Source organism: Exiguobacterium sp. LL15 (assembly GCF_024436095.1).
Classification (GTDB): domain Bacteria; phylum Bacillota; class Bacilli; order Exiguobacteriales; family Exiguobacteriaceae; genus Exiguobacterium_A; species Exiguobacterium_A indicum.
Map to the genome: position 1 here is coordinate 1,341,246 of NZ_JANFNX010000001.1, position 20,198 is coordinate 1,361,443.

The window sequence follows — 20,198 nt, forward strand, 5'->3', positions numbered from 1 at the left end:
ACGTAGAAAGGAGGGATCACTTATAGAGTTGCTGCGACTTCTTGTAAGTCATCCGCTGTCTCAGCAATCGCTTCTGCAATCTTACGCATACCTTCGATCGTTCCGGCGACATCCTTCGTATCGGTCGATAGTTCATGAATTTGCCGCGAGACCGCATCCGTCTGTTCTGAAATCCGTGAGAAGGCACGGACGACTTGTTGCATCTCCGTCGTCGTTCGGACAACCGCTGTCTCCGTCGTTCCCATCCGCTCTGAGACGACGAGCATCTTTTGCGTGATTTCTTGGGCGATCCGCGACGTCTCGGCTGCCGACTGTTTACTCTCTTCAGCGAGTTTCCGAATTTCTTGCGCCACGACGGTAAATCCGCGCCCCATCTCCCCGGCACGCGCCGCTTCGATCGAGGCGTTCAAGCTGAGTAGGTTCGTCTGATCGGAAATCGTCGTCACCATCCCGGCGATCCGCTCGATTTCCTGCGACAGACGAGACAGTTCAGCGACTTGTTCAGTCGTCCGTGATAAATCCGCGACGACATGCTCAAAGCGACGTGTCTCCTCTTCGACGAGGACGACACCTGCTTCTGCTTCACTGACCGCTTCCGTCAACTGAATCGAAATCGCGTCTGTCGTCGTCGAGACGTGTTTGGCGTGACGTTCAATCTCCTGGAAGTTCGCTGACGACTCCTCACTCATCGCGGCAAGCTCTTCGGTCGATTTTTGAACGCCATCTCCGACGTGCCGTTTGGCTGTCGCGATCGCTTGGCGTTCCTCATCGATTTGATCCTCATACATCGTCATGACGATCTGTTGCTCGAGGTTGAAGAGTTTCCCCGCTGCCCGCATGATCCGGACACGTTCGACTTCTGGCCAATCACTGCCGTCAATCTTCTCACTGAGGACGTTCCAGACTTTTTGGAAGGCGGCGATATACCATTTATTATGCAAACCGATTTGAACATGCCGCTCAGCGATTCGGCGCCGAGCTTCGATGTAGTCCATCGTCACCTGACCATCGAACATTTGTAGGATGTGCCGGGCGAGAGTACCTTTCAATCGTTCGAGCGTCGAATGCTGTTCAATCAAATGCCGGAGAGACGGAACACGAACCAGCTCCTCGTAGAACGCGTCGACCATGCTCGGCATCCAACGGGATACATCTTCGCGGATGACCCGGACAATTTGTAAATCGACTGCTTCTAGACCGATTAAACGTAATTGTTCATGTAAGGATGTCGGAACGTTCAACACGACATGAGCGCGTTCGCCTTCGATGCGCACATCGAAGGACGGTGATGCTGATTTCGCGAACCATTTCATATGCTTCTCTCCCTCATTCATAGATGGACTTCATTTTCTTTATCGTCACCTATAATTGACATTTGAATGGCTATCATTCGAAAATCCAAAATTTTCATATGGAATTTCCCGTCATGATTGGTACTTTTAATGTGCGACACTCGCCCATTTCCTCAAGCATTCTAGGTAAGTACCATTCAAAAAATGGAAAATTTGACCGATATCTATTTAACACTTCTCGCTTTTTAACTTAAGGAGGTCCGTTCAACTCATGTGGCGTTACTTCTCTTTCATCGTCTTTCCTGTATTCCTGGTTTTCTATGGTTGGATTCGTTTTGGACCTGCTGAAGAGTGGGCACACTTGATTGGAATCAACGTCTTTCATATGATGGCGGGTCTGATTGCCGCCTATTGGATGATTCGCGCACGCATTGAACAGCGCAATCCACACCTCCGTTTTCTAAGTTTCTTGTTCGCGGGTCTTCTATTACACGTCCTCGGGAATGGTCTATGGCTGTTCCTTCAATTGACAGACGGACGGGTCGATGCACCGATTGCCTCGACCATTCTTTGGTGTTCGTCTTATTTCAGCTATGTCTTAGCGCTAATCACGAAGATGCGTAGCATCGGATTGAACTTCACGAATAAGAACTACATCTTCAATTTAGTCGTGTTCATGACGACGGCTTTCGTCATGAGCGACTATTATTTATTGCAACCCTATTTTGAGATCCTGAATCCCTCGCTCGAGCGAACGATCTCCACCTTCGGATTTCTCATTGCTGATGTGTTACTCCTCTTTTTCAGTGCGATTTTGTATTACCATGTTCGTTATAACCAAGGAAAACCGCATCACCGTTTTCTCGTCGTTGGTTTTTTGTTTCAAGTGTGCGGTGATGTCATGCTTACCGTCTTTACGTTTAACAACAGTCCGTTTCTTGAACATCTCGTCGATGTTTTCTGGGTCATCGCGCTTCTGTCCATCGGATGGAGTGGTCATTTAGAAGGAAGACAGCATCCGCAACAAGAACGACTCTTTCGTTCTCAGCGAACGGTAACGGAACGCGATTTCATCTTGCCTTATGTCAGCATCGGTTTACTAACAGGGTTCGTCTTATCGACTTATGACTGGTACCTCAATATTCTATCGAGCGGTTGGCTGCTCTTATTCTTTCTTGTTCTCGGTCGGCAAATCTTTACGTTACGTAGCAACAATCGATTGCTAAACGAAGTCTCATTCATCGCTTACCACGATTCGCTGACACAGCTCGCGAATCGGCAACACTTCATCGAACGGCTTACGAACGACTTACCGCGTTCTTTTGCGGCCGTCTCGCTTGATTTACATCGTTTGACGATCGTCAATGATACGATGGGGCATGCGACGGGAGATCGTGTGTTGGTCGAGACCGCGAATCGACTTCGGCTGTTGCGTCACGATGACCTGGAAATCTACCGAATCGGTGGGGATGAGTTCGCGCTCATCCTTCCATACGCGACAAATGATTCGTTGACCGCTCTTGAACAGGCTTTATTACACCAATTCGAGCGCCCGTTCCGAATTCGCGGATATTCGATTCAAGTCACCATCCATGCTGGTAGTTGTCTCATCGAAGACACTTCCGTGCACCAGGACATTCTTCCTTGTCTTGATACGGCACTTCTTCAAGCGAAACAACAAGGACCGATGCACTGCGTCCGGTATGATGAACGACTCCATCAATGGTTCATTCGGAAAATCCAGCTAGAAATGGATATGCCGGCAGCAATCGAGAACGATCAATTCCAACTGGTCTATCAGCCAAAAGTCGATTTGATGACGAACCGTCCGATCGGTATGGAAGCACTCGTTCGCTGGCATCATCCAGTCTTTGGTTTGATTTCTCCCGTCGAATTCATCTCGATCGCTGAAGAGAGCGGTCATATCATCGCTCTTGGACGCTGGATTCTAAAGACGGCATGCCGCAGAACATTTGACTGGCATGAGCAAGGCTATCCGCTAATCGTCGCCGTCAACATCTCCGTTCCCCAGTTCAAGGATCAACATTTCCTAAACATGATTGAAGAGACCTTGTCTGAGACGAACTTATCTCCAGCTTATCTGGAACTCGAAATTACCGAGAGCGTCTTACAAGACGTCACAGATAGCAGCAAGATGTTACATTCGTTGCGCGATCAGGGAATTCACTGTGCCATCGATGACTTCGGAACCGGTTTCTCTTCTTTATCCATCCTGCATCAACTGCCAGTTCATGCGCTGAAGATTGATAAATCATTCGTCGACGATTGTCCGGAAACAACGGGTGGAGCTGCTTTACTCCCACATATCATCGCAATGGGACAAACGATTGGTCTGACGATGATCGCAGAAGGTGTCGAAAACGAGGCGCAGCACTTGTATCTTAAATCCGTCGGATGTCACATCGGTCAGGGGTATTACTATGCGCGTCCTTTATCGGAAGAAGCTTTTTCTCTGTATTTGAAGGAACAGTTACCGTCAACCGAATCCAATCTCCCCTCCGCTCAATAAACAAGACCCGCCTGTTTAGTAGATTGAACTACTAAGCAAAACGGGTCTTTCTGTTAGCTTGACGGCAAGGTCAACTTGACATCCTGAATCTGATATTGGGCAGAACGCAAGATCTCAAGCGTAAACGCCTCATCTGCGACGATCGTTCCCTCTTCAAAAGCAGCCGTACGTGATTGGATATACCCACCGATCGTGTCGACCGCCTCTGCTTCAGTGAACCGAAGACCAAATCGTTCTTCAATTTCAACTAATAGGACAGTACCCGCTAAGCGGTACGAGCCGTCCGGTAACTGTTCGATTTCGGCTTGCTCCGCTTCATCGAATTCATCACGGATATCACCGACGATTTCCTCCAAAATATCCTCCATCGTGATCAAACCGGATGTCCCACCATACTCGTCGATGACGAGAGCGATGTGTGACCGTGTCTGCTTCATCTTCAAGAGTGTTTCTTGCAGCGGTGTCAATTCCGAGACGACCGGCAACGGTTTAAGGAACGATGCAAGTTCTCGTTCGTCTTGTACCGCGTGATGGGCGAGCACTTCCTTGACGTTGATATAACCACTGATCCGGTCCTTATCCGTTCCCTCACTGACCGGGTAACGTGTATACGGATTGTCAGACATCGTCTGTAATAGATTTTCCCAACTCATCTCGTCCGAAATGACCATCATGTTCATCCGTGGCACCATGATGTCGCGCGTGACACGCTCATCAAACGCAAAGACGTTTTGCATCAAGGCGAGTTCCGATTGATTGATCTCACCACTTTGAAAACTTTGAGCCATGATGATCTTCAACTCTTCTTCGGAATGGGCTTGTTCGTGACCGGCTGGTTTCACACCGAACATCCGCAAGAGGACACGGGCCGAACCGTTCATGATCCAGATGAACGGATACATGATCTTACCGAATACATAGAGTGAAGGAGCTAGCAGTAACGTCATCCGTTCCGCATACTGGATCGCAAGCGTCTTCGGTGCGAGCTCTCCGATGACGACGTGGAGAAACGTCACGAAGATGAAAGCGATACTGTATGAGAGAATCGTTGACAGCGCAACCGCGACACCGAGTTCATCAAAGACCGGTGTCAACAATTTCTCGACGGTCGGTTTCCCAAGTGCACCAAGACCAAGTGCAGTAATCGTAATACCGAGCTGACAGGCCGACAAGTAATAATCCAGGTCACCTGCGACCTTCTTCGCAAGTACCGCTCCCTTTTTTCCTTCTTGCACCATCTGGTCGAGACGTGACATCCGGACTTTGACGACAGCAAACTCCGATCCGACGAAAAACGCAGTCAAACCAATCAATACGACGAGCAACAACAAATTCAGTGTTAAGACGATGTCCAACTTGTATCCCCCTAGAAGCGGGGGATCACCTCCTTTTGATTTTAAACTGTACAGTATAACGTGACACTTGATAAGAGTGTACGATGCTTTTTCTTCAAACGCAACCAATATCACTTTGTTGAAGTTCAGACGACCATTAATCATGTACCTGTAATACTAGGTTTCTCTTATTTAGTTACCGGTTATATAAGAGCTATGCGCGTAAGAAACTTGAGATGAAGCTTTTATATTCATGAACATCTTGAACTTGAAAGACCAATTTGGGGAGAGGTAGTGCTTATTATGGAAAAAACAAACAGAGGCTTTTCGTCGCATTTCCGAGCGGAAGCGGACGGAGCAGGTCGTAATATCTCATGGAGCTCTATTTTTGCAGGTGTGGTATCATTTCTATCTTTATTGATCTTATTTAGTTTAATCGGTTCAGCAATCGGACTCGGCGTCACGGACGTCACGTCGAATAACCCGTTTGACGGTGTCGGAACCGGCTTGATCATCTGGGCAATCCTTTCATTGCTCATCTCGCTGTTCGTTGCCGGATTCGTCTCCGGTGTGACGTCGGCACGTGCCGGTCTCGTCCACGGTTTCTTGACATGGTCGACAAGCGTCATCTTACTGTTCGCTCTCTTGACGTTCACGACGGTCAATACGTTACAATCCGTTGGTTCATTACTCGGAACAGTTGGTGGTGCGGCAGGTAGCGGCATCGGATCCGTTGCTTCAACCGCTCAAGACGCTGCGACGAAAGGATTCGATTCGATTACGAAAAACGTTTCACAAGTTGATACGAAAGAACTTGAAGGGAACGTTGACGAAATCTTAAAAGATACGGACATCAAAGAATTGCAACCAGGTTACTTGCAGAACGAACTTGACGCTGTTCAAGAAGACGTCACGGCTGCTGGTAAGGAAGCGATCACGAAACCAGAGAACTTCGATACGATCGTCCAGGATCTCGGTGATTCGTTGACAGCACGAGCTGAAAAAATCGAGAAATCAGTCGATGAAGATAAAATCGCTGATGCTGTAGCGAAAAACACCGATTTGACAGGTGCTGAAGCGGAAGAAGCGACGCAAAACATCGTTGATGGTCTCAACACGGCAACAAAAGAAACGACGCAACAAATTGAAACTGCTAAACAAACGCTTGATGAAACATCCTCTGACCTCAAGAAAACGGTTCAAGATGTCCGCGAGCAAACGGAACAAGCGACACAAACAGCGTCAAAAGTTTCGATCTGGGCGTTCGTCGGACTGCTTCTGACTCTTATCTTCACGTCATTCGCAGGAATAGTCGGCTCACGCGTCGCAACACGCGGTCGTGTCATGAATAAATAATGATTCTTCCTTAACTGATTCCGCCTTCGCGGAGTCAGTTTTTTGTGCGGTAAGACAATCTGATTGACTACATTTGAAATTTGCTGTTACAGTGTTACCTAACGACCGTTAGGAAGGTGATTCATCTGAAAGCCCAACAATTGTTACAGACGAGCATCCATCATTTTGCTGCGCATGGCTATGAAGGGGCATCGCTGCAAGAGATCGCGACAGAGGTCGGTATTAAAAAGCCATCGATCTATGCGCACTATAAAGGGAAGGACGACCTGTTCCTGCAAGCGACGACGTATGCCTTGCAAGAACAAAAGCGCCGCTTTGCGACGTATTTCACGAGTACGCGGCAGCAGCCGCTCGAGCAATCGCTGCACGGCTTCTTCGATTGGTTCATTTCGGAACAGCAAGACGATATCCTGATGCGATTCATCCTTCGGGCTGCCTATTTTCCACCGGAGAAGCTCGAACAAGAAATGACGGACCGCTTTAATCCGTTTTTCGATTCACTGCACGATCTATTAACGCGATTACTACGCGAACGAGACCGAACGGAACAGATTCTCTATTCGACGGATTACAAAAGTGCCGCTCTCGCCTATCTGACGGTTGCGGAAGGTACGCTGACGGAACTCGTCTACAACGGTGTCGACGCGTTTCACGCTCGACAGCAAGCTGTCTGGCCGATCGTCTGGCGCGGTATGTCAAAAACGATTTAATTCTATTGAGGTGAACTATGCAAAACAATACATTGATTTTAAGTACACTCCTGCTCAACTTATTCATTGCCTTTTTAGGCATCGGACTCGTCATTCCCGTCACACCGACGATCATGAACGAGTTGAACATCTCGGGGGCGACGGTCGGTTACATGGTTTCCGCCTTCGCCTTTGCGCAACTGATTCTTTCACCACTCGCGGGACGTGCCGTCGACAAGTACGGACGTAAACCGATGATCATCATCGGTTTATTCATCTTCAGCATGTCCGAGCTCTTATTCGGTCTCGGTCAAAGCGTCGAAGTCCTGTTCGCGTCACGGATTCTCGGTGGTGTCAGCGCTGCTTTCATCATGCCAGCCGTCACGGCATTCATCGCTGATATCACGACGAACGAAACTCGTCCGAAAGCGCTCGGATATATGTCTGCTGCCATCTCGACCGGTTTCATCATCGGACCGGGGATTGGTGGGTTCCTCGCTGACCTCGGCTCGCGGACACCGTTCTTTTTTGCTGCTGCGTTCGGTTTAACAGCGATGGTGTTATCCGTCTTTACGCTTAAGGAACCGGAACGTCACTACGAGACAACGACGGTCAAACAACAGACCGGTTTCCGGAAAGTCTTCAGTCCGCTCTATTTCATCGCTTTTCTTGTCCTATTGATCTCATCGTTCGGTCTCGCCTCATTCGAGTCGTTGTTCGCCTTGTTCGTCGACCGGAAGTTCGGCTTCACAGCGAAGGACATTGCGCTTGCGATTTCTCTCGGTGCGATCGTCGGCGTCATCGTCCAAGTCGGACTGTTCGATCGTTTGACACGCTGGTTCGGTGAGATTCGCTTGATCCGGTACAGCTTGATCGGTTCGACACTGCTCGTCGTCTTGATGACGTTCGTGACGAACTATCTCTCGATCATTCTCGTGACGATGGTCGTCTTCGTCGGTTTCGACTTGATGCGCCCCGCTGTCACGACCTATCTTTCGAAGATTGCTGGAAATGAACAGGGATTCGTCGGCGGAATGAACTCGATGTTTACGAGCATCGGCAACATTCTCGGACCGATCGTTGGTGGACTACTCTTTGACGTCAATTTGAACTATCCGTTCTATTTTGCGACAGCCATGCTCGCAGTCGGTATTTTCCTGACGTATTTCTGGCGTGCACCACGCGCTGAAGCCACCGAAGCAGATCGATTGTCTTCTTAAAAATACAGCCCCGTTTCCATCACTGGAAGCGGGGCTGTTTTTATGTCAGTAACAATTCCTTTAATCGACCGGGCGACGTTATGGTATACGTCGCAACGGTCTGACTCGTATGTTCGCTTATTAAACACGTCTTGATACCGGCACGATGTCCGGCTAAGACGTCGAGTTCCCGGTCTCCAATCATGATCGTCTCGTCTCGTGCCATCTGGTGCCGATCGATCAAGTACGTGACAGCTTCCGGATCCGGTTTTCGGGCGAATCCATCCGGTGCCGTCAATACGTCTTGAAAATGATGCGTCATCCCATGTTTTGCAAGCAACGCATGAATCGATGTTCCGCGATGAGTGACGATATGATGCGTCGCACCTCTCGTCGATAACGCCTCTAGCAGTTCACGGATTCCGAGAAACGGTTCAGACTGTTCTTGTTCAATCATCATCTTTTGTTGCTTGTAGTTCAGAATGAATGCTTCGGACACATCAAACGTCTCATACGTCGTTTTTGCCGAGATCGCCATCAGCTCTGCGACTTGCTCGCGTTCGACCGTTCGTCCCTCACGCTCGAGTAATTCCACGAACACATCGACTAACACCGGATATGTATCAAACAAGGTGCCATCAAAATCCCAAATGAAGTGTTTCAACATCTGTCTCTTCCTCTCCCATGCGATTTACTCTGTCAAAGACGGCTTGCCCGTCCATCTCGACTTTCCATTTGCTGTGATCAAGACCTTCGCCAGAAATACGGATTCCGACCTGACCGGGTCGACCCATCTCGTGTCCTTGTTCGACGATGATCGCAGTTTCCGTTTCAAGTGGCTGGATGAATTTTCGGTAGTAGACGCCCATCACACCACTCGCCGTTCCCGTAACCGGATCTTCGATGCTTCCTGCTCCCGTTGCTGAGAAGTGACGTCCGTGCATCGTCGCTTGTCGGTCATATGTATCGAGACAAATCGGATGAATCGAGGCTTGTGGGAGATCGGTCAACACGGTGGTAAAGCGTTGGTTATCCGGCACCATCCGGTGAAAGTCCTCAAGTCGACGAATCGGGAGGAGCAGTGTCCAGTTCCCAGTACTGCCGTATACGATTGGCCATCGGTCATCGAGATGTGTCAATTCGAGACCAATCGCGGCTAGAACGTGCTTTATGTCACCGTCAAACTGATGTAATTGTGGTCGTCCCTGTTGCAAGCGAAACATTCCGTTCGCTAAACGCATCACGGGCAAGATGCCTGACTTTGTCTCGATCTGACATGCCGTAGATAAACGGATCTTTGAATCAAGTGCCGTCAATGCGGCAATCGTACCATGTCCGCATAAGTCCATTTCCCGTTCCGGTGCAAAGTAGCGCATGCGGTAGTCCGCTTGCTCGGATGACAAGACGAACGTCGTCTCGGTAAAGCCATTCGTACGCGCGATTCGTTGCATTTCCGACTCAGTCAATTGATCGGCGTCTAAGACGACCCCAGCTGGATTACCGCTTCCTGGCGTCGTCGTGAACACATCATAATGTAGCGTCTCGATCATTTTTTTACTCCTCTCTTTTCTAAATAGCGTTCAACGGATCGTATGGCCCCTTCTAAGTGTCCACCATGACTCGGATTGGTCTCTGTCCCAATCAGTGAAATCGCTGCATGCTCCACTCCGAGATTGATAGCATGATATGCCGGGAAATCCACGAGCGGTGCTGCATCAGCTCGTGTTGCTGTCCAACTATCCGTCGACCAGTCTTTATACGCCCAACCAATCGACTGACGCGCTTGTTCACCGAACAGACGAACCAGCTGCGCGAGTACCGTTTCCTTGATTTCCGCCTCGGTCAATAACTGTCGTTCACGTGCCGGCGTCCGGAAAAAACCGAACAACGCTCCTGATCCATCTTGTGGGGAAGCGTCATGAATCTCCTGCACCATCCCAGTCCAGCTGATTGCCTGACCGGACCAGCCCGAATCACGCCAAAACGGTCTTTCGTAAAGAACAAGACATTTTGCTTGCTGCGCCATCCAGGTCGGTAATGCTTCGAGTTCATCCAGGACTGCTTCAGGTAAAGCTGGCACATACGATAGTCTTGCCGCTAAACGTGGTGGGAGTGCGAGAACGATCTCATCGAACGGTTGACTCTTCCTTCCTGAACTGATGACCCTCCGGTTCGTGACATCAATCTGACTGATCGGAGACTTGAGTCGAATCGTTCCCGGTCTGAGTCGTGCAGCAAGTGCCGTAGCAACGGAGCGGATTCCGTCACGAAGGCGAAGCGCCGTCGGTTGATTCGCAACCACATGCGACTCGATTCCGTCAGCCCGTTCGAGTCGAAGCGCACCCGTCGTGTATTGTTCCAGTGTCGGTAAATCGAATCGATGGATCAAATCAACCATCAGTGGTTCACTGTCCGGCCAAAACCAAGTCGGTCCAAGATCAAACGCATATGCTTGTCCAGCTAGGTCGAAATCGACCGTCTCAATTCTCCCACCGATTCGGTCGCGTGCTTCATAGATCGTCACGTCGTGTCCAAGCTCCTGCATACGCGTCGCGAGATATAAACCACTGATTCCTGCTCCAATGATGGCAACGTTCATTTTACTTCATCCTCTCGATTTGAGATGCTTGTTTTAGTATACCGGAACACGCGAAAAAACAAGGACGTGACGTCCTTGCCTTAGGATGATTGCATTTGCTGCCAGTCGTCTTCTTCACCAATTGATTGAACCCATTCGATCGGAACATACAAGGATCGGGCAATCGCTTCGTCCGTCTTCCCCAGTTTTCGCAACAGATGGACGATCCGAATCCTTCGTTCGAGCTCCCGGTCATCCGGTATCAGTTCAGGCATCATCTTCTCTTCTCCTTTCCACTGAATCGGCGATGGCGTTTTCAACAGAATACCCCATAACTATCTGAATATTCCGATTGATGTGCAGAAGCGAGGATTTTTGATAAAGTTCAGGGATAGATAACAGAAAGGAATTCATCGCTTTTTGTAGAAACATATTGAATAGGTGCAACAATAGGATTTCTTGCGTCAACCAAACAGAATAGGAGTATGCATATGATTAAACATAACGCACTATTTCGTCTGTCGATCGGCTTGTTGCTAACTGGTGTCTTTGGCGGTATCATTTTAGATGCCATCGGCTTCTTTCCGCACACGACAGCTTACATATTAAGCATCCCGATTGCTTCGAATAGCACGGATTTTTGGCTAGGATGGATTTTATCCGGTATGATGATCACTGGGCTGGTCACGCTTTTCTTATCCTTACGTCATCATCAGGGATGGACGACGTTCGTCTGTCTCATGGCTGTCATTTTGACACCTTACGTATTTTAATGTTCACGTAGGCTTCAAATGACTGATCCCAAAAAATGACGCGTCTTTTCACGCCCTTTCCTCAGGCGAGACACAATTCAGTTTTCCCGCTCCGTTCGAGCAGGAAAACGGGTCTTGTTTGTCTCTGACAGCGCAAAATCGCGCTTTTTCCTGTAGGAGTGGCGTGTAATGCGTCATTTTTTTATATCCGGAAGAAGGATCAGAGAAGCGTTTTGTTCACTCGACATCGCTTCCTAGGGAAAAACAAGCAGGAGCGACCCTGCAGCGAAGCGAAGCGGCTCGATGCTTTTCCCAGGAAAACGATTCGAGATGAACAAAAAAAAGCGCAATCCTTTTTGTTAAAAGAAAAATTACGCTTTGTCTTCAGTCTGAGGAGTTGACTTTTGAGTCAGCTCCATTTTTTACATATATGACGTAAAGTCTACTTTACAAAATGTAAACCCAACTTTACAATGTAAACAACTGGAAAGGAGGTCGTCAGATGAAACTGACGAACCATGTCCGCCTCTATCGTCAACAGCACAAGTGGACACAAGAGCAGTTCGCTGAACGAATCGGTGTGACACGACAAACTGTCATCTCACTTGAAAAAGGAAGCTATACGCCGTCGCTCTTACTCGCGATGCAGATTGCCCGCGTCTTTGATTGCCCGATCGAGGAACTATTTCAATTAGAGGAGGAATCCTGATGAAACGTGTCGTCACTCAATCTTTACTTAATTGTTGTCTCTACTTTTTAGCTGCTTATCTCATTAGTGCCATTCATGCGAACCTACAACTATTTCAAGATGATCCGGTATCCGGTACGGGATTGTCGCTGGAATTGAATCTAATGAGTGTCCTTCCAGTGCTAGTGATTGCGATTGTCCTTTCGATCGTCAGCTATTTCTTACGAGAAGACCGTACAAGTTCGTTTGCAACAGCAGAATTTTCCGACTCCGACGAACGTGAGGCACTGATCACCGGTAAAGCAACTCGTGCAGCGTATGTTGCTTTCATGATCAGCCTTCCCGTCCTAATGATTGCCTTTTTGTTCGAGCAACCGTTACTTCAACTGTATCCAGCGTTTCCGTTCTATGCGATTGCTCTTGTCTTATCGATCGGAACACTTACGTACATGTCAGCTTGGATTGTGCACGTCCGGCGTTAAAGTCGCTTGACGAAGAAGTATTGAGATTGTCCAATCGATGGATGATCGGTCAGTCGTCCATACTCTTCATAACCATGCTTGCGGTAAAAGTCTGGTGCTTGAAAATCAAACGTGTCCAAAAGGACTTTCGTACACCTTGCTTCCTTCGCATATCCTTCGATAGCTTGCAGCAGGCGGGTTCCGACACCTGCCTGTCGTGCTGTATCGCTCACCCAAAGGAACTGGACATGAATATGTTGCCAACCGTAAGACGCGGTAATTCCTCCGATGCATTCGCCCTTCTCGTTAGATGCTGTAAAACAAAGTTCTTCCGATTGTTCATATAAGGCTTTAGGAACATGTTGCCGATTGTAGGCAATCAATTGCTCGCGGATGAATGTCCTATCTTCCTTCGTTCCAGTTTGAATTTTCATTTCTTCTCTCCTTAAATTTACAAATGATACCATCCCTGCCATAATGATAGCATATTCCATCTAGAACGGAGGATTACATATGCAGACGATGCACCACTCGTTCGATACACAACGGTACCAGATTCGACCGGCTCGACTCAGTGACGCTGAAGCCCTCGCTGAACTCCGCCAAACACTCGATGCGGAAACGGAATACTTCGACCGAATGCCTGGTGAGGACGTGATGACCGCGACGGATTTCGCAGATCAGTTGCGCGATTCCTCGGTTCCGGATCGTATCCTCGTCGTCGAGCGCGATGGACGACTCATCGCCTACGCCCGATGTCGTGGTTTTCATTTAAAACGTTTCGCGCACAAGGCATCATTTGGACTCGGTGTACTTCAATCCGACTGGGGGCAAGGAATCGGTACCCAACTGCTGGAACGAATGATTGCTTGGGCAAAAGCGCAATCCCTGCAAAAAATTCAGCTCGAAGTCGTCGAGACGAACCTCGGCGCCATTCGCCTCTATCAGCGACATGGATTTCAAGAAGAAGGACGACTGCGTCATGACCGGTTATTATCGGACGGTTGCTTTTACGATACGGTGTTGATGGGCTTACAGCTATGAGTCTTTCATTATCGATTGCGACATATAACATCTGGCATCACCCGCACAAACGACAAGAACGGTTCGAGGCGTTATGCGCGGAGATCAAGCAACACCAACCGGACATTCTCCTCCTGCAAGAAGTCATGTCCACGTTTCATCCGGATGAACCATTCGTCTCGATCGCTGAGCACCTCGCAGAGGCGACCGGTTATCCGTATATGATGATGGATCCTTACATGGATTCACCAGATGAAGGACTTGCTATCCTGACGAAATTGCCGTTTGAACGAACGGATTCGAGTGCCGCTGCGACAGCAAACATCAACCACCACTGTGCGATTCGGATCCCGTTTTCGATTGACGGTATTCGTTTTGCCGTGACGAACATTCATTTCAATTGGCGTGCTTCAGACATTCGACTCGATCAACTTCGATTCGTCAACGAATGGATTGCCTCACAGACGGATGACACGACGATCGAGTTCTTAGGCGGTGACTTTAATGACTTTCCGGAGTCTCCCCTGCATCGGGTCGCGTTACACGAGTGGGTCGATCTTGCTGACAGTTACGCGACGCGAACCGGTCAACTCGCTGCAACGACTTTAAATCCCGTGACAAACCCTTATGCCAAAAAGAATGACGGCGTCACGACACCTTCCCGGTACGATTGGTTACTCTGTCAGCGTTCGCCTCTACCTGTGACCTTACAGCACGTCCAGCTGATCGGAGAACATCGACTGCCGCATCACCTTATACCGAGCGATCATTACGGTGTCCTCGCTCATGTGACGCTACACTAAGACAATAGGTCTACACCCGTTACGGGCGCAGACCTATTGTTTATTTTTTATATTCTTTTTCGGTTCCGTCTGAGAATTCGATTTCAACCTCTAAGCGGGAAGCATCTTGAATCGCAAACACACGCTCAACCTCACTGATGACCTCTTTTTCAGATGTCTCCGCATCAATCTTTAAGTTCTTGAACTTCGCGTCGAGTTCCGCCATCGCGTCGTCTCCTTGCTTTTGCTCCCCTTTATAGCGATATTCCGCTTCCGTTCCGTCATTATCCCGGTCATAACTAATATCAATGGCATCGTTATCCCCTTCAACGTCCGCTTCAATCGACAGACTGTTGAAGCCATAATCCGTGTCGGCATTTTTTGTCACCGTATCTTTGTCTTGCATCGTGTCGTCGGTCGTGTTCGAATTCGTTGATCCTTCTTCGACCTTGTCCGTCGACGCTTCGTCATTTCCGCAACCCGCCAGCATTAAACTCATCGCGAATAACGTTGCGACACCGTATCCTGTTAAACGTTGTCTCTTCATTCCATCACATTCCCTTCTGCTGGAATCGGATGCTCATTTAACATCTTCGCAAAATGGTATAGGTTGGCAGCTAAAAACTGTGCGTGTCGCTTCGTAAAATCGTTGTTCCGTCCTGCTTCGATGTACGATGGTCCTGGTCCCGCTTCACCGACCCAATAAGCATCGACGTTCGGCGGAATCGTAAAGCCAATATGCGACAGACCGTACAAGATGGAAGCGGACGCATGTTTAGCTCCATCTTCATTCCCCGTGACGATGACGCCACCGACCTTGTTGTAGTAGATTGCTTGTCCGAGATCGTTCGTCAAGCCGCTCCCTCCGTATAATCGTTCAATGACTTGCGTCGCGACACTACTTTTTTCACCAAGCCAGAGCGGTGTCCCGATGACAACGATGTCGGCTCGTTTCACCTTTTCGAAAATCACGGGCCATTCATCCCCGTTGCCTTCGTCTTCCGTGACGCCGAACGCCACTTGGTGATCGACGATCCGGACAATTTCTGAAGTGACGTCCTCCTGTTTCCAATATGCGATCACGTCACGGATCAGCGCCTCCGTATTCGATGGTTCACGTGATGCTTTTAAGGTGCAGTTCAAGAATAAGGCATGCAACATCCGTCCATCCTCCTCTGTCATTTTAGGTAGTATCATTCGTCTTTAATACTTCCCTTCTTCCATCGACGGATAAACTAAAAAACCTTCGCTTCAGCGAAGGCAGATCATGGTAGAAGAATTGAATTGAAAAATCAAACGCGGAAATATCACTTCGTTACCTAATGTCATTTCGTCGCTCAAATAACAACGTGTCTCGCCAGACACCATGATGCTGTGCGATGGCACGTCGTCGACCGACTAGTTCGAATCCAAGTCGCTCATGCAGCCGTCTGCTTGCGATGTTTTCTGGGAACATGTGTGATTGAAGCGTCCATATCCCATTGGCATCCGCATAGGTGATCAATGCCTCCATTAAGAATCGTCCACCGCCGAGTCCTCGAGCGGAACGCTCTAGATATATACTGATTTCTCGAACGCCACGATAGACATGTCGTTCAGAAATACGTCCCAGTTTAGCCCAGCCAATCACTTTTCCACCTTGCGCTAGAACGAATCGTTCAGATTGCGTCAGCGTTCTCCACCACTCTTGCTCATGAATCATCGTCTCGAACGTCGCGTTCCCTTCTTCTACTCCTTGACGATAGATGGCTAACACAGTGCTACGATCTTTCTCTTCCATCGAACGAACAAGCATCCAATCTCCCCCTTTCCTTATTTACAATTGAATATGAGAAAATCATATATTTATTATTTGCAATTTGCAAGTTTATATCGTATAACTGATTCATAAGCAAAATAGAGAAAGGAGAGCTATACATGAATGAAACTCGTGAATTATTTCAAACGTTCACCCGGCGCTTCGGATTATTGAATAAGAATTGTTGTGCCGTCCTAGATGAAGAGATATCTCTCGTTCAAAGTCATCTGCTGTATCAGGTTGCCAAACATCCTGACTCCGCAATGCAAGAAATTGCGGACCAACTCGCTCTTGATATCACTACGTTCAGCAGACAAGTACAAACATTGATTAAGCGGGATCTACTCGTAAAGCGTCCCGCGATCAACGATCGGCGAATTCACCTACTTCGCCTGTCCGAGAAAGGATTACGTGTTGCTCAAGCCATTGACGAAGAGATGAACACGTATCTTGATTCCATCTTCTCATCGATGACTTCCTTCGAAAAAGCACATGTCCTCCAGGCAATCGACTTGCTGAACACGAAGATGGGCGAGAGTGACGTCTGCTGTAAACCATGTCTCTAATACTTGCAATTTACAAATAAAAAGGAGGTTTTATGCATGTCTTACGGTTCTTCCCACCCCATCGTCATCATCGGTGCCGGTCCGATCGGTCTTGCAGCTGCAGCTCAACTTGTAGTGGAAGGTCAATCGTTTTTATTATTTGAGAAAGGTCCTTCGATTGCCCACCATATCAAACAATGGGAGCACGTCCGGATGTTTTCGACGTGGCAATACAATATCAGTGACGCAGCACGTCACTTGCTCGAGCTGACGGACTGGATCGCACCAGCAAACGATGCTGTGCCGACCGGAACTGAATTGATTAAGCAATACCTTGCCCCACTTGCTGCATTACCGGAAATTGCTCCCTCTCTATATTTCCAACATGAGATTCTCTCGATCTCACGGGCAGGTCTAGACAAAATGACGAATACCTCACGTGATGTAACACCGTTCGAATTAGTCATAGACACGCCGAACGGACGTAAACATATGCTCGCTCGCGCGGTCATCGATGCGTCTGGCGTCCTCGGGCGACCAAATCCTGCAATCAGTTCTGGTCATCGAGTCGAAATCGAGCAGAACTTACCTGTCCGGTATTCGATCGTAGATGCGAAACGTGATACTGTTGTTTTCGCGAATCAATCCGTCGCTGTCATCGGTAGCGGGCACTCGGCTTTGAACTCGCTCCTTGAACTCGTTTCTATTAAAGCGCACCACCCTGAAACGGAGATTCATTGGATCCTTCGCAAATCGGACCCGGTTCAAGCCTACGGCGGAGAAGAAAAGGATGCACTGGAAGGTCGCGGAGCACTCGGTTCGCGTATCCGTCAGCTCGTTGAACGAGATCAGATTAGGGTTCACTCCAGCTTCAAGACCCAATCCATTGAATCGGAAGGAAAGTCGTTTGACATCACTGCTCAAGATGGTCGGTCCCTTCATCAGATCGATCAGCTGATCGTCAATGCAGGAAGTCGACCCGACTTTTCGTTCCTCGAGGAAGTACGGCTTGATATCGACCCTGTCACCGAGAGTAGTCGAATACTTGCTCCTCTGATTGATCCGAACCTTCATAGCTGCGGAACTGTCCGTCCACATGGAGAAGCGGAGTTACGTCATCCAGATCTCGGACTTTATCTGGTCGGTGCAAAAAGTTACGGTCGTGCTCCGACCTTCCTGCTTGCGACCGGTTATGAACAAGTTCGATCAATCGTTGCTTTTCTTGTCGGAGACGAGGCACGTGCGAAGCAGGTCAAGTTATCATTACCAGAGACGGGTGTGTGCAACGTTTCCCTGCCACAATCATCGACTTCCTGTTGTTCTTAACAATATACATCGGACCAGTCTTAGACAGGTCCGATTTTTTCTGCCAACTCAATGATCACGCCTTCTGGTCCTCTTACGTAACATAGGCGATATTCATTTTCGTAATTCGCGACGTCGCCAATCGACTGATATCCATTGTCCGCTAAACGTTCGACGAGCGCGGCGAGTGCCGTTACTTCAAAACAGAGATGACGCAATCCACCTGCGTGGACGGATTGAATCACGGAAGGCGTGTCACGCGGGTGTTTAAATCGAACGAGTTCAAGCCAGATTGCTTCACCTGGTAATCCGAGTGCAACACACTCCGTCTCCGCTCCCTCTAAATTTAATAAACGATCGAGTAACTCTCCTTTCATCTCCCATCGTCCGCGTACTTCGAGGCCACAAAGCGAAAAAAAGTGAATCGCTTCTTCTAGGTTCACGACGTTCAGACTGATATGATCCATTCGTTTACTCGGCATCCGTCACTCCTCCTCAAGTGTGTCGAAATGTTGTCAAACCGTTGATAGACCGCACATCAAGAGCGTTTCGACGTGGTGTCTGAAGACTGTATCGTCAGTAAAATAAAAGTATGAAAGGTCGTGTCCACTTACGAAAAGGAGTCGAAACAACATGGAAGACGTCAACCTTCTCGTTCTTGCGACCCAGTACATGTTCTGGGTCGGATTCGTCGGAATGGCCGCCGGTACGCTCTATTTTCTCGTCGAACGAAATTCCCTCGCCCCGGAATACCGCTCGACCGCAACAGTCGCTGCTCTCGTCACGTTCGTCGCTGCGATTCATTACTATTTCATGAAGCAAGCTGTCGGGGAATCAGGTTTGTTGTCGGAGATAGATGGCTTTCCAACTGAAATCCGCTACATCGATTGGCTTGTGACGACGCCTCTCTTGCTGATTAAGTTTCCGCTGTTACTCGGTTTAAAGGGGGGGAAAGGGCGTTCCCTTCTGACGAAACTCGTTATCGCCGACATCATCATGATCATCGGTGGGTATATCGGCGAGTCGTCGATCAATCTAGCGGGTGGCTTCACACAACTCGGTCTTTGGGCATACGTCGTTGGTTGTGTCGCATGGTTTTATATCATTTATCTGCTGTTCACGAACGTCACGAAAGCCGCTGAAGATAAGCCTGCCCCGATTCGTAAAGCCTTGCTGCAGATGCGCTTGTTCATCTTGATTGGATGGGCGATCTATCCGGTCGGTTACGCGGTCACCTTGTTTGCACCCGGTATCGAGGTGCAACTCGTCCGCGAATTGATCTATAACTTCGCTGACTTGATCAACAAGGTTGGATTCGGTCTGATTGCCTTCTTCGCTGTCAAAACGATGTCTGCTACGAAAAATTTAAAATCGACTTAATCAAAAGACCGGATGTTTTGAGCATCCGGTCTTTATTTGAATTCATGCTGTAAATCCTGTGGAAATCCTCCGTTTTTAAAGATAAAACTTGACAGCCTAATCCTTTTCCCATCCATATCTAGAAAATAAGTTACGTTAGGTTCATTTGCAAATTCAACTTCAATTGAAGCCGGATTCGCCGAAGACTCATACGAAAATTTTTGTGTTTTTGTAGTGTAGACTTCATCAGGGAATTGACGTGCTAGTTCCATCTTAAGCAATTTCTCATTCTCAGCAATCTGTTGATTGACGAGCGTCGGTCGGATGTACCAAAAGGAACTGCACCCGATCGCCACCAAACCAAGTAAAATCAAGCCATAGCGCTTCCATCGCTGCGGCAGGAATAACACGCCGCAACCGATTACAAGTAGTGTAAAAACGATTGCCATCCCTTCGATTATGAAATTTGGTACCATCTCATCCACTCCTTTCGTTCTATCCTCGACT

24 protein-coding genes are annotated in these 20,198 nt (G+C 48.5%); 12 read left to right on the forward strand and 12 right to left on the reverse strand.

Annotation, left to right across the window (positions count from 1 at the left end; translation table 11 throughout):
* Positions 1-20 precede the first annotated feature (20 nt).
* Positions 21-1,313 carry a globin-coupled sensor protein gene (locus NOM72_RS06825; RefSeq protein ID WP_255998350.1) on the reverse strand — a complete coding sequence of 431 codons (1,293 nt, stop codon included), beginning with the start codon at positions 1,311-1,313 and terminating at the stop codon, positions 21-23.
* A 250-nt stretch (positions 1,314-1,563) separates the two neighbouring features.
* Here NOM72_RS06825 and NOM72_RS06830 point away from each other — a divergent pair, with 250 nt between their 5' ends.
* On the forward strand, positions 1,564-3,822 hold the full coding sequence (locus tag NOM72_RS06830) for a putative bifunctional diguanylate cyclase/phosphodiesterase (RefSeq protein ID WP_255998352.1): 2,259 nt from the start codon (positions 1,564-1,566) through the stop codon (positions 3,820-3,822).
* A gap of 53 nt (positions 3,823-3,875) precedes the next feature.
* Here NOM72_RS06830 and NOM72_RS06835 read toward each other — a convergent pair whose 3' ends face one another.
* On the reverse strand, positions 3,876-5,177 hold the full coding sequence (locus NOM72_RS06835) for a hemolysin family protein (RefSeq protein ID WP_255998354.1): 1,302 nt from the start codon (positions 5,175-5,177) through the stop codon (positions 3,876-3,878).
* A 282-nt stretch (positions 5,178-5,459) separates the two neighbouring features.
* Between NOM72_RS06835 and NOM72_RS06840 the strand changes: the two genes are divergently transcribed.
* From NOM72_RS06840 to NOM72_RS06850, 3 genes are all read left to right on the forward strand, one after another.
* Positions 5,460-6,512 carry a hypothetical protein gene (locus NOM72_RS06840; RefSeq protein ID WP_255998356.1) on the forward strand — a complete coding sequence of 351 codons (1,053 nt, stop codon included), beginning with the start codon at positions 5,460-5,462 and terminating at the stop codon, positions 6,510-6,512.
* Positions 6,513-6,628: 116 nt separating this feature from the next.
* Positions 6,629-7,222, forward strand: a complete 594-nt coding sequence (locus NOM72_RS06845) for a TetR/AcrR family transcriptional regulator (protein ID WP_023468277.1) — start codon at positions 6,629-6,631, stop codon at positions 7,220-7,222.
* Positions 7,223-7,239: 17 nt separating this feature from the next.
* The gene (locus NOM72_RS06850; RefSeq protein WP_023468276.1) at positions 7,240-8,421 is read left to right on the forward strand and encodes an MFS transporter; all 1,182 of its coding nucleotides are present in this window, start codon (positions 7,240-7,242) and stop codon (positions 8,419-8,421) included.
* 40 nt (positions 8,422-8,461) lie between these two features.
* On the opposite strand, the gene NOM72_RS06855 is transcribed toward NOM72_RS06850, so the two are convergent.
* The 4 genes from NOM72_RS06855 to NOM72_RS06875 form a co-directional block, all read right to left on the reverse strand.
* Positions 8,462-9,067 carry an HAD-IA family hydrolase gene (locus tag NOM72_RS06855; RefSeq protein ID WP_255998358.1) on the reverse strand — a complete coding sequence of 202 codons (606 nt, stop codon included), beginning with the start codon at positions 9,065-9,067 and terminating at the stop codon, positions 8,462-8,464.
* Complete coding sequence (locus NOM72_RS06860) at positions 9,039-9,950, reverse strand: PhzF family phenazine biosynthesis protein (protein WP_255998360.1); 912 nt, start codon at positions 9,948-9,950, stop codon at positions 9,039-9,041. Before NOM72_RS06860 ends, NOM72_RS06855 begins: the two co-directional genes overlap by 29 nt.
* A complete protein-coding gene (locus NOM72_RS06865; protein ID WP_305120359.1) occupies positions 9,947-10,999 on the reverse strand; it encodes a flavin monoamine oxidase family protein in 1,053 nt (350 codons plus the stop codon). Before NOM72_RS06865 ends, NOM72_RS06860 begins: the two co-directional genes overlap by 4 nt.
* An 80-nt stretch (positions 11,000-11,079) precedes the next feature.
* Positions 11,080-11,298 carry a hypothetical protein gene (locus NOM72_RS06875; RefSeq protein ID WP_143013646.1) on the reverse strand — a complete coding sequence of 73 codons (219 nt, stop codon included), beginning with the start codon at positions 11,296-11,298 and terminating at the stop codon, positions 11,080-11,082.
* A 171-nt stretch (positions 11,299-11,469) separates the two neighbouring features.
* Between NOM72_RS06875 and NOM72_RS06880 the strand changes: the two genes are divergently transcribed.
* From NOM72_RS06880 to NOM72_RS06890, 3 genes are all read left to right on the forward strand, one after another.
* Entirely contained in the window at positions 11,470-11,751 is a 282-nt protein-coding gene (locus NOM72_RS06880) for a hypothetical protein (RefSeq protein ID WP_023468271.1), read from the forward strand.
* A 481-nt stretch (positions 11,752-12,232) separates the two neighbouring features.
* Positions 12,233-12,439 (forward strand): helix-turn-helix transcriptional regulator, encoded by a 207-nt coding sequence (locus NOM72_RS06885; RefSeq protein WP_023468270.1) that lies wholly within the window; start codon positions 12,233-12,235, stop codon positions 12,437-12,439.
* Positions 12,439-12,900 (forward strand): DUF2178 domain-containing protein, encoded by a 462-nt coding sequence (locus NOM72_RS06890; RefSeq protein WP_058713068.1) that lies wholly within the window; start codon positions 12,439-12,441, stop codon positions 12,898-12,900. The genes NOM72_RS06885 and NOM72_RS06890 overlap by 1 nt, the downstream gene beginning before the upstream one ends.
* Here the strand turns inward: NOM72_RS06890 and NOM72_RS06895 are convergent.
* A complete protein-coding gene (locus NOM72_RS06895; RefSeq protein ID WP_023468268.1) occupies positions 12,897-13,313 on the reverse strand; it encodes a GNAT family N-acetyltransferase in 417 nt (138 codons plus the stop codon). The two genes, NOM72_RS06890 and NOM72_RS06895, sit on opposite strands and share 4 nt — an antisense overlap.
* Positions 13,314-13,392: 79 nt before the next feature.
* Between NOM72_RS06895 and NOM72_RS06900 the strand changes: the two genes are divergently transcribed.
* Together NOM72_RS06900 and NOM72_RS06905 are read left to right on the forward strand one after the other, a co-directional pair.
* On the forward strand, positions 13,393-13,923 hold the full coding sequence (locus NOM72_RS06900; RefSeq protein WP_058713066.1) for a GNAT family N-acetyltransferase: 531 nt from the start codon (positions 13,393-13,395) through the stop codon (positions 13,921-13,923).
* Complete coding sequence (locus NOM72_RS06905; RefSeq protein WP_255998364.1) at positions 13,920-14,705, forward strand: endonuclease/exonuclease/phosphatase family protein; 786 nt, start codon at positions 13,920-13,922, stop codon at positions 14,703-14,705. Before NOM72_RS06900 ends, NOM72_RS06905 begins: the two co-directional genes overlap by 4 nt.
* A gap of 40 nt (positions 14,706-14,745) precedes the next feature.
* Here NOM72_RS06905 and NOM72_RS06910 read toward each other — a convergent pair whose 3' ends face one another.
* From NOM72_RS06910 to NOM72_RS06920, 3 genes are all read right to left on the reverse strand, one after another.
* The gene (locus NOM72_RS06910; protein ID WP_255998366.1) at positions 14,746-15,231 is read right to left on the reverse strand and encodes a YusW family protein; all 486 of its coding nucleotides are present in this window, start codon (positions 15,229-15,231) and stop codon (positions 14,746-14,748) included.
* Positions 15,228-15,881, reverse strand: coding sequence for a flavodoxin family protein (locus tag NOM72_RS06915; protein ID WP_305120360.1), 654 nt, complete (start codon positions 15,879-15,881; stop codon positions 15,228-15,230). The genes NOM72_RS06910 and NOM72_RS06915 overlap by 4 nt, the downstream gene beginning before the upstream one ends.
* A 118-nt stretch (positions 15,882-15,999) precedes the next feature.
* Complete coding sequence (locus NOM72_RS06920; protein ID WP_255998368.1) at positions 16,000-16,479, reverse strand: GNAT family N-acetyltransferase; 480 nt, start codon at positions 16,477-16,479, stop codon at positions 16,000-16,002.
* Positions 16,480-16,601: 122 nt separating this feature from the next.
* On the opposite strand from NOM72_RS06920, the gene NOM72_RS06925 reads away from it, so the two are divergent.
* The gene (locus NOM72_RS06925; protein WP_023468262.1) at positions 16,602-17,048 is read left to right on the forward strand and encodes a MarR family winged helix-turn-helix transcriptional regulator; all 447 of its coding nucleotides are present in this window, start codon (positions 16,602-16,604) and stop codon (positions 17,046-17,048) included.
* 36 nt (positions 17,049-17,084) lie between these two features.
* Complete coding sequence (locus NOM72_RS06930; protein ID WP_255998370.1) at positions 17,085-18,353, forward strand: NAD(P)-binding domain-containing protein; 1,269 nt, start codon at positions 17,085-17,087, stop codon at positions 18,351-18,353.
* 20 nt (positions 18,354-18,373) lie between these two features.
* Here the strand turns inward: NOM72_RS06930 and NOM72_RS06935 are convergent, their stop codons facing one another.
* A complete protein-coding gene (locus NOM72_RS06935) occupies positions 18,374-18,814 on the reverse strand; it encodes a VOC family protein (RefSeq protein ID WP_035397446.1) in 441 nt (146 codons plus the stop codon).
* A gap of 151 nt (positions 18,815-18,965) precedes the next feature.
* Here NOM72_RS06935 and NOM72_RS06940 point away from each other — a divergent pair, with 151 nt between their 5' ends.
* Positions 18,966-19,712 (forward strand): bacteriorhodopsin, encoded by a 747-nt coding sequence (locus NOM72_RS06940; protein WP_023468260.1) that lies wholly within the window; start codon positions 18,966-18,968, stop codon positions 19,710-19,712.
* Between the two features lie 32 nt (positions 19,713-19,744).
* Here NOM72_RS06940 and NOM72_RS06945 read toward each other — a convergent pair whose 3' ends face one another.
* Positions 19,745-20,167, reverse strand: coding sequence for a hypothetical protein (locus NOM72_RS06945; protein WP_058265915.1), 423 nt, complete (start codon positions 20,165-20,167; stop codon positions 19,745-19,747).
* Between the last annotated feature and the right edge of the window lie 31 nt (positions 20,168-20,198).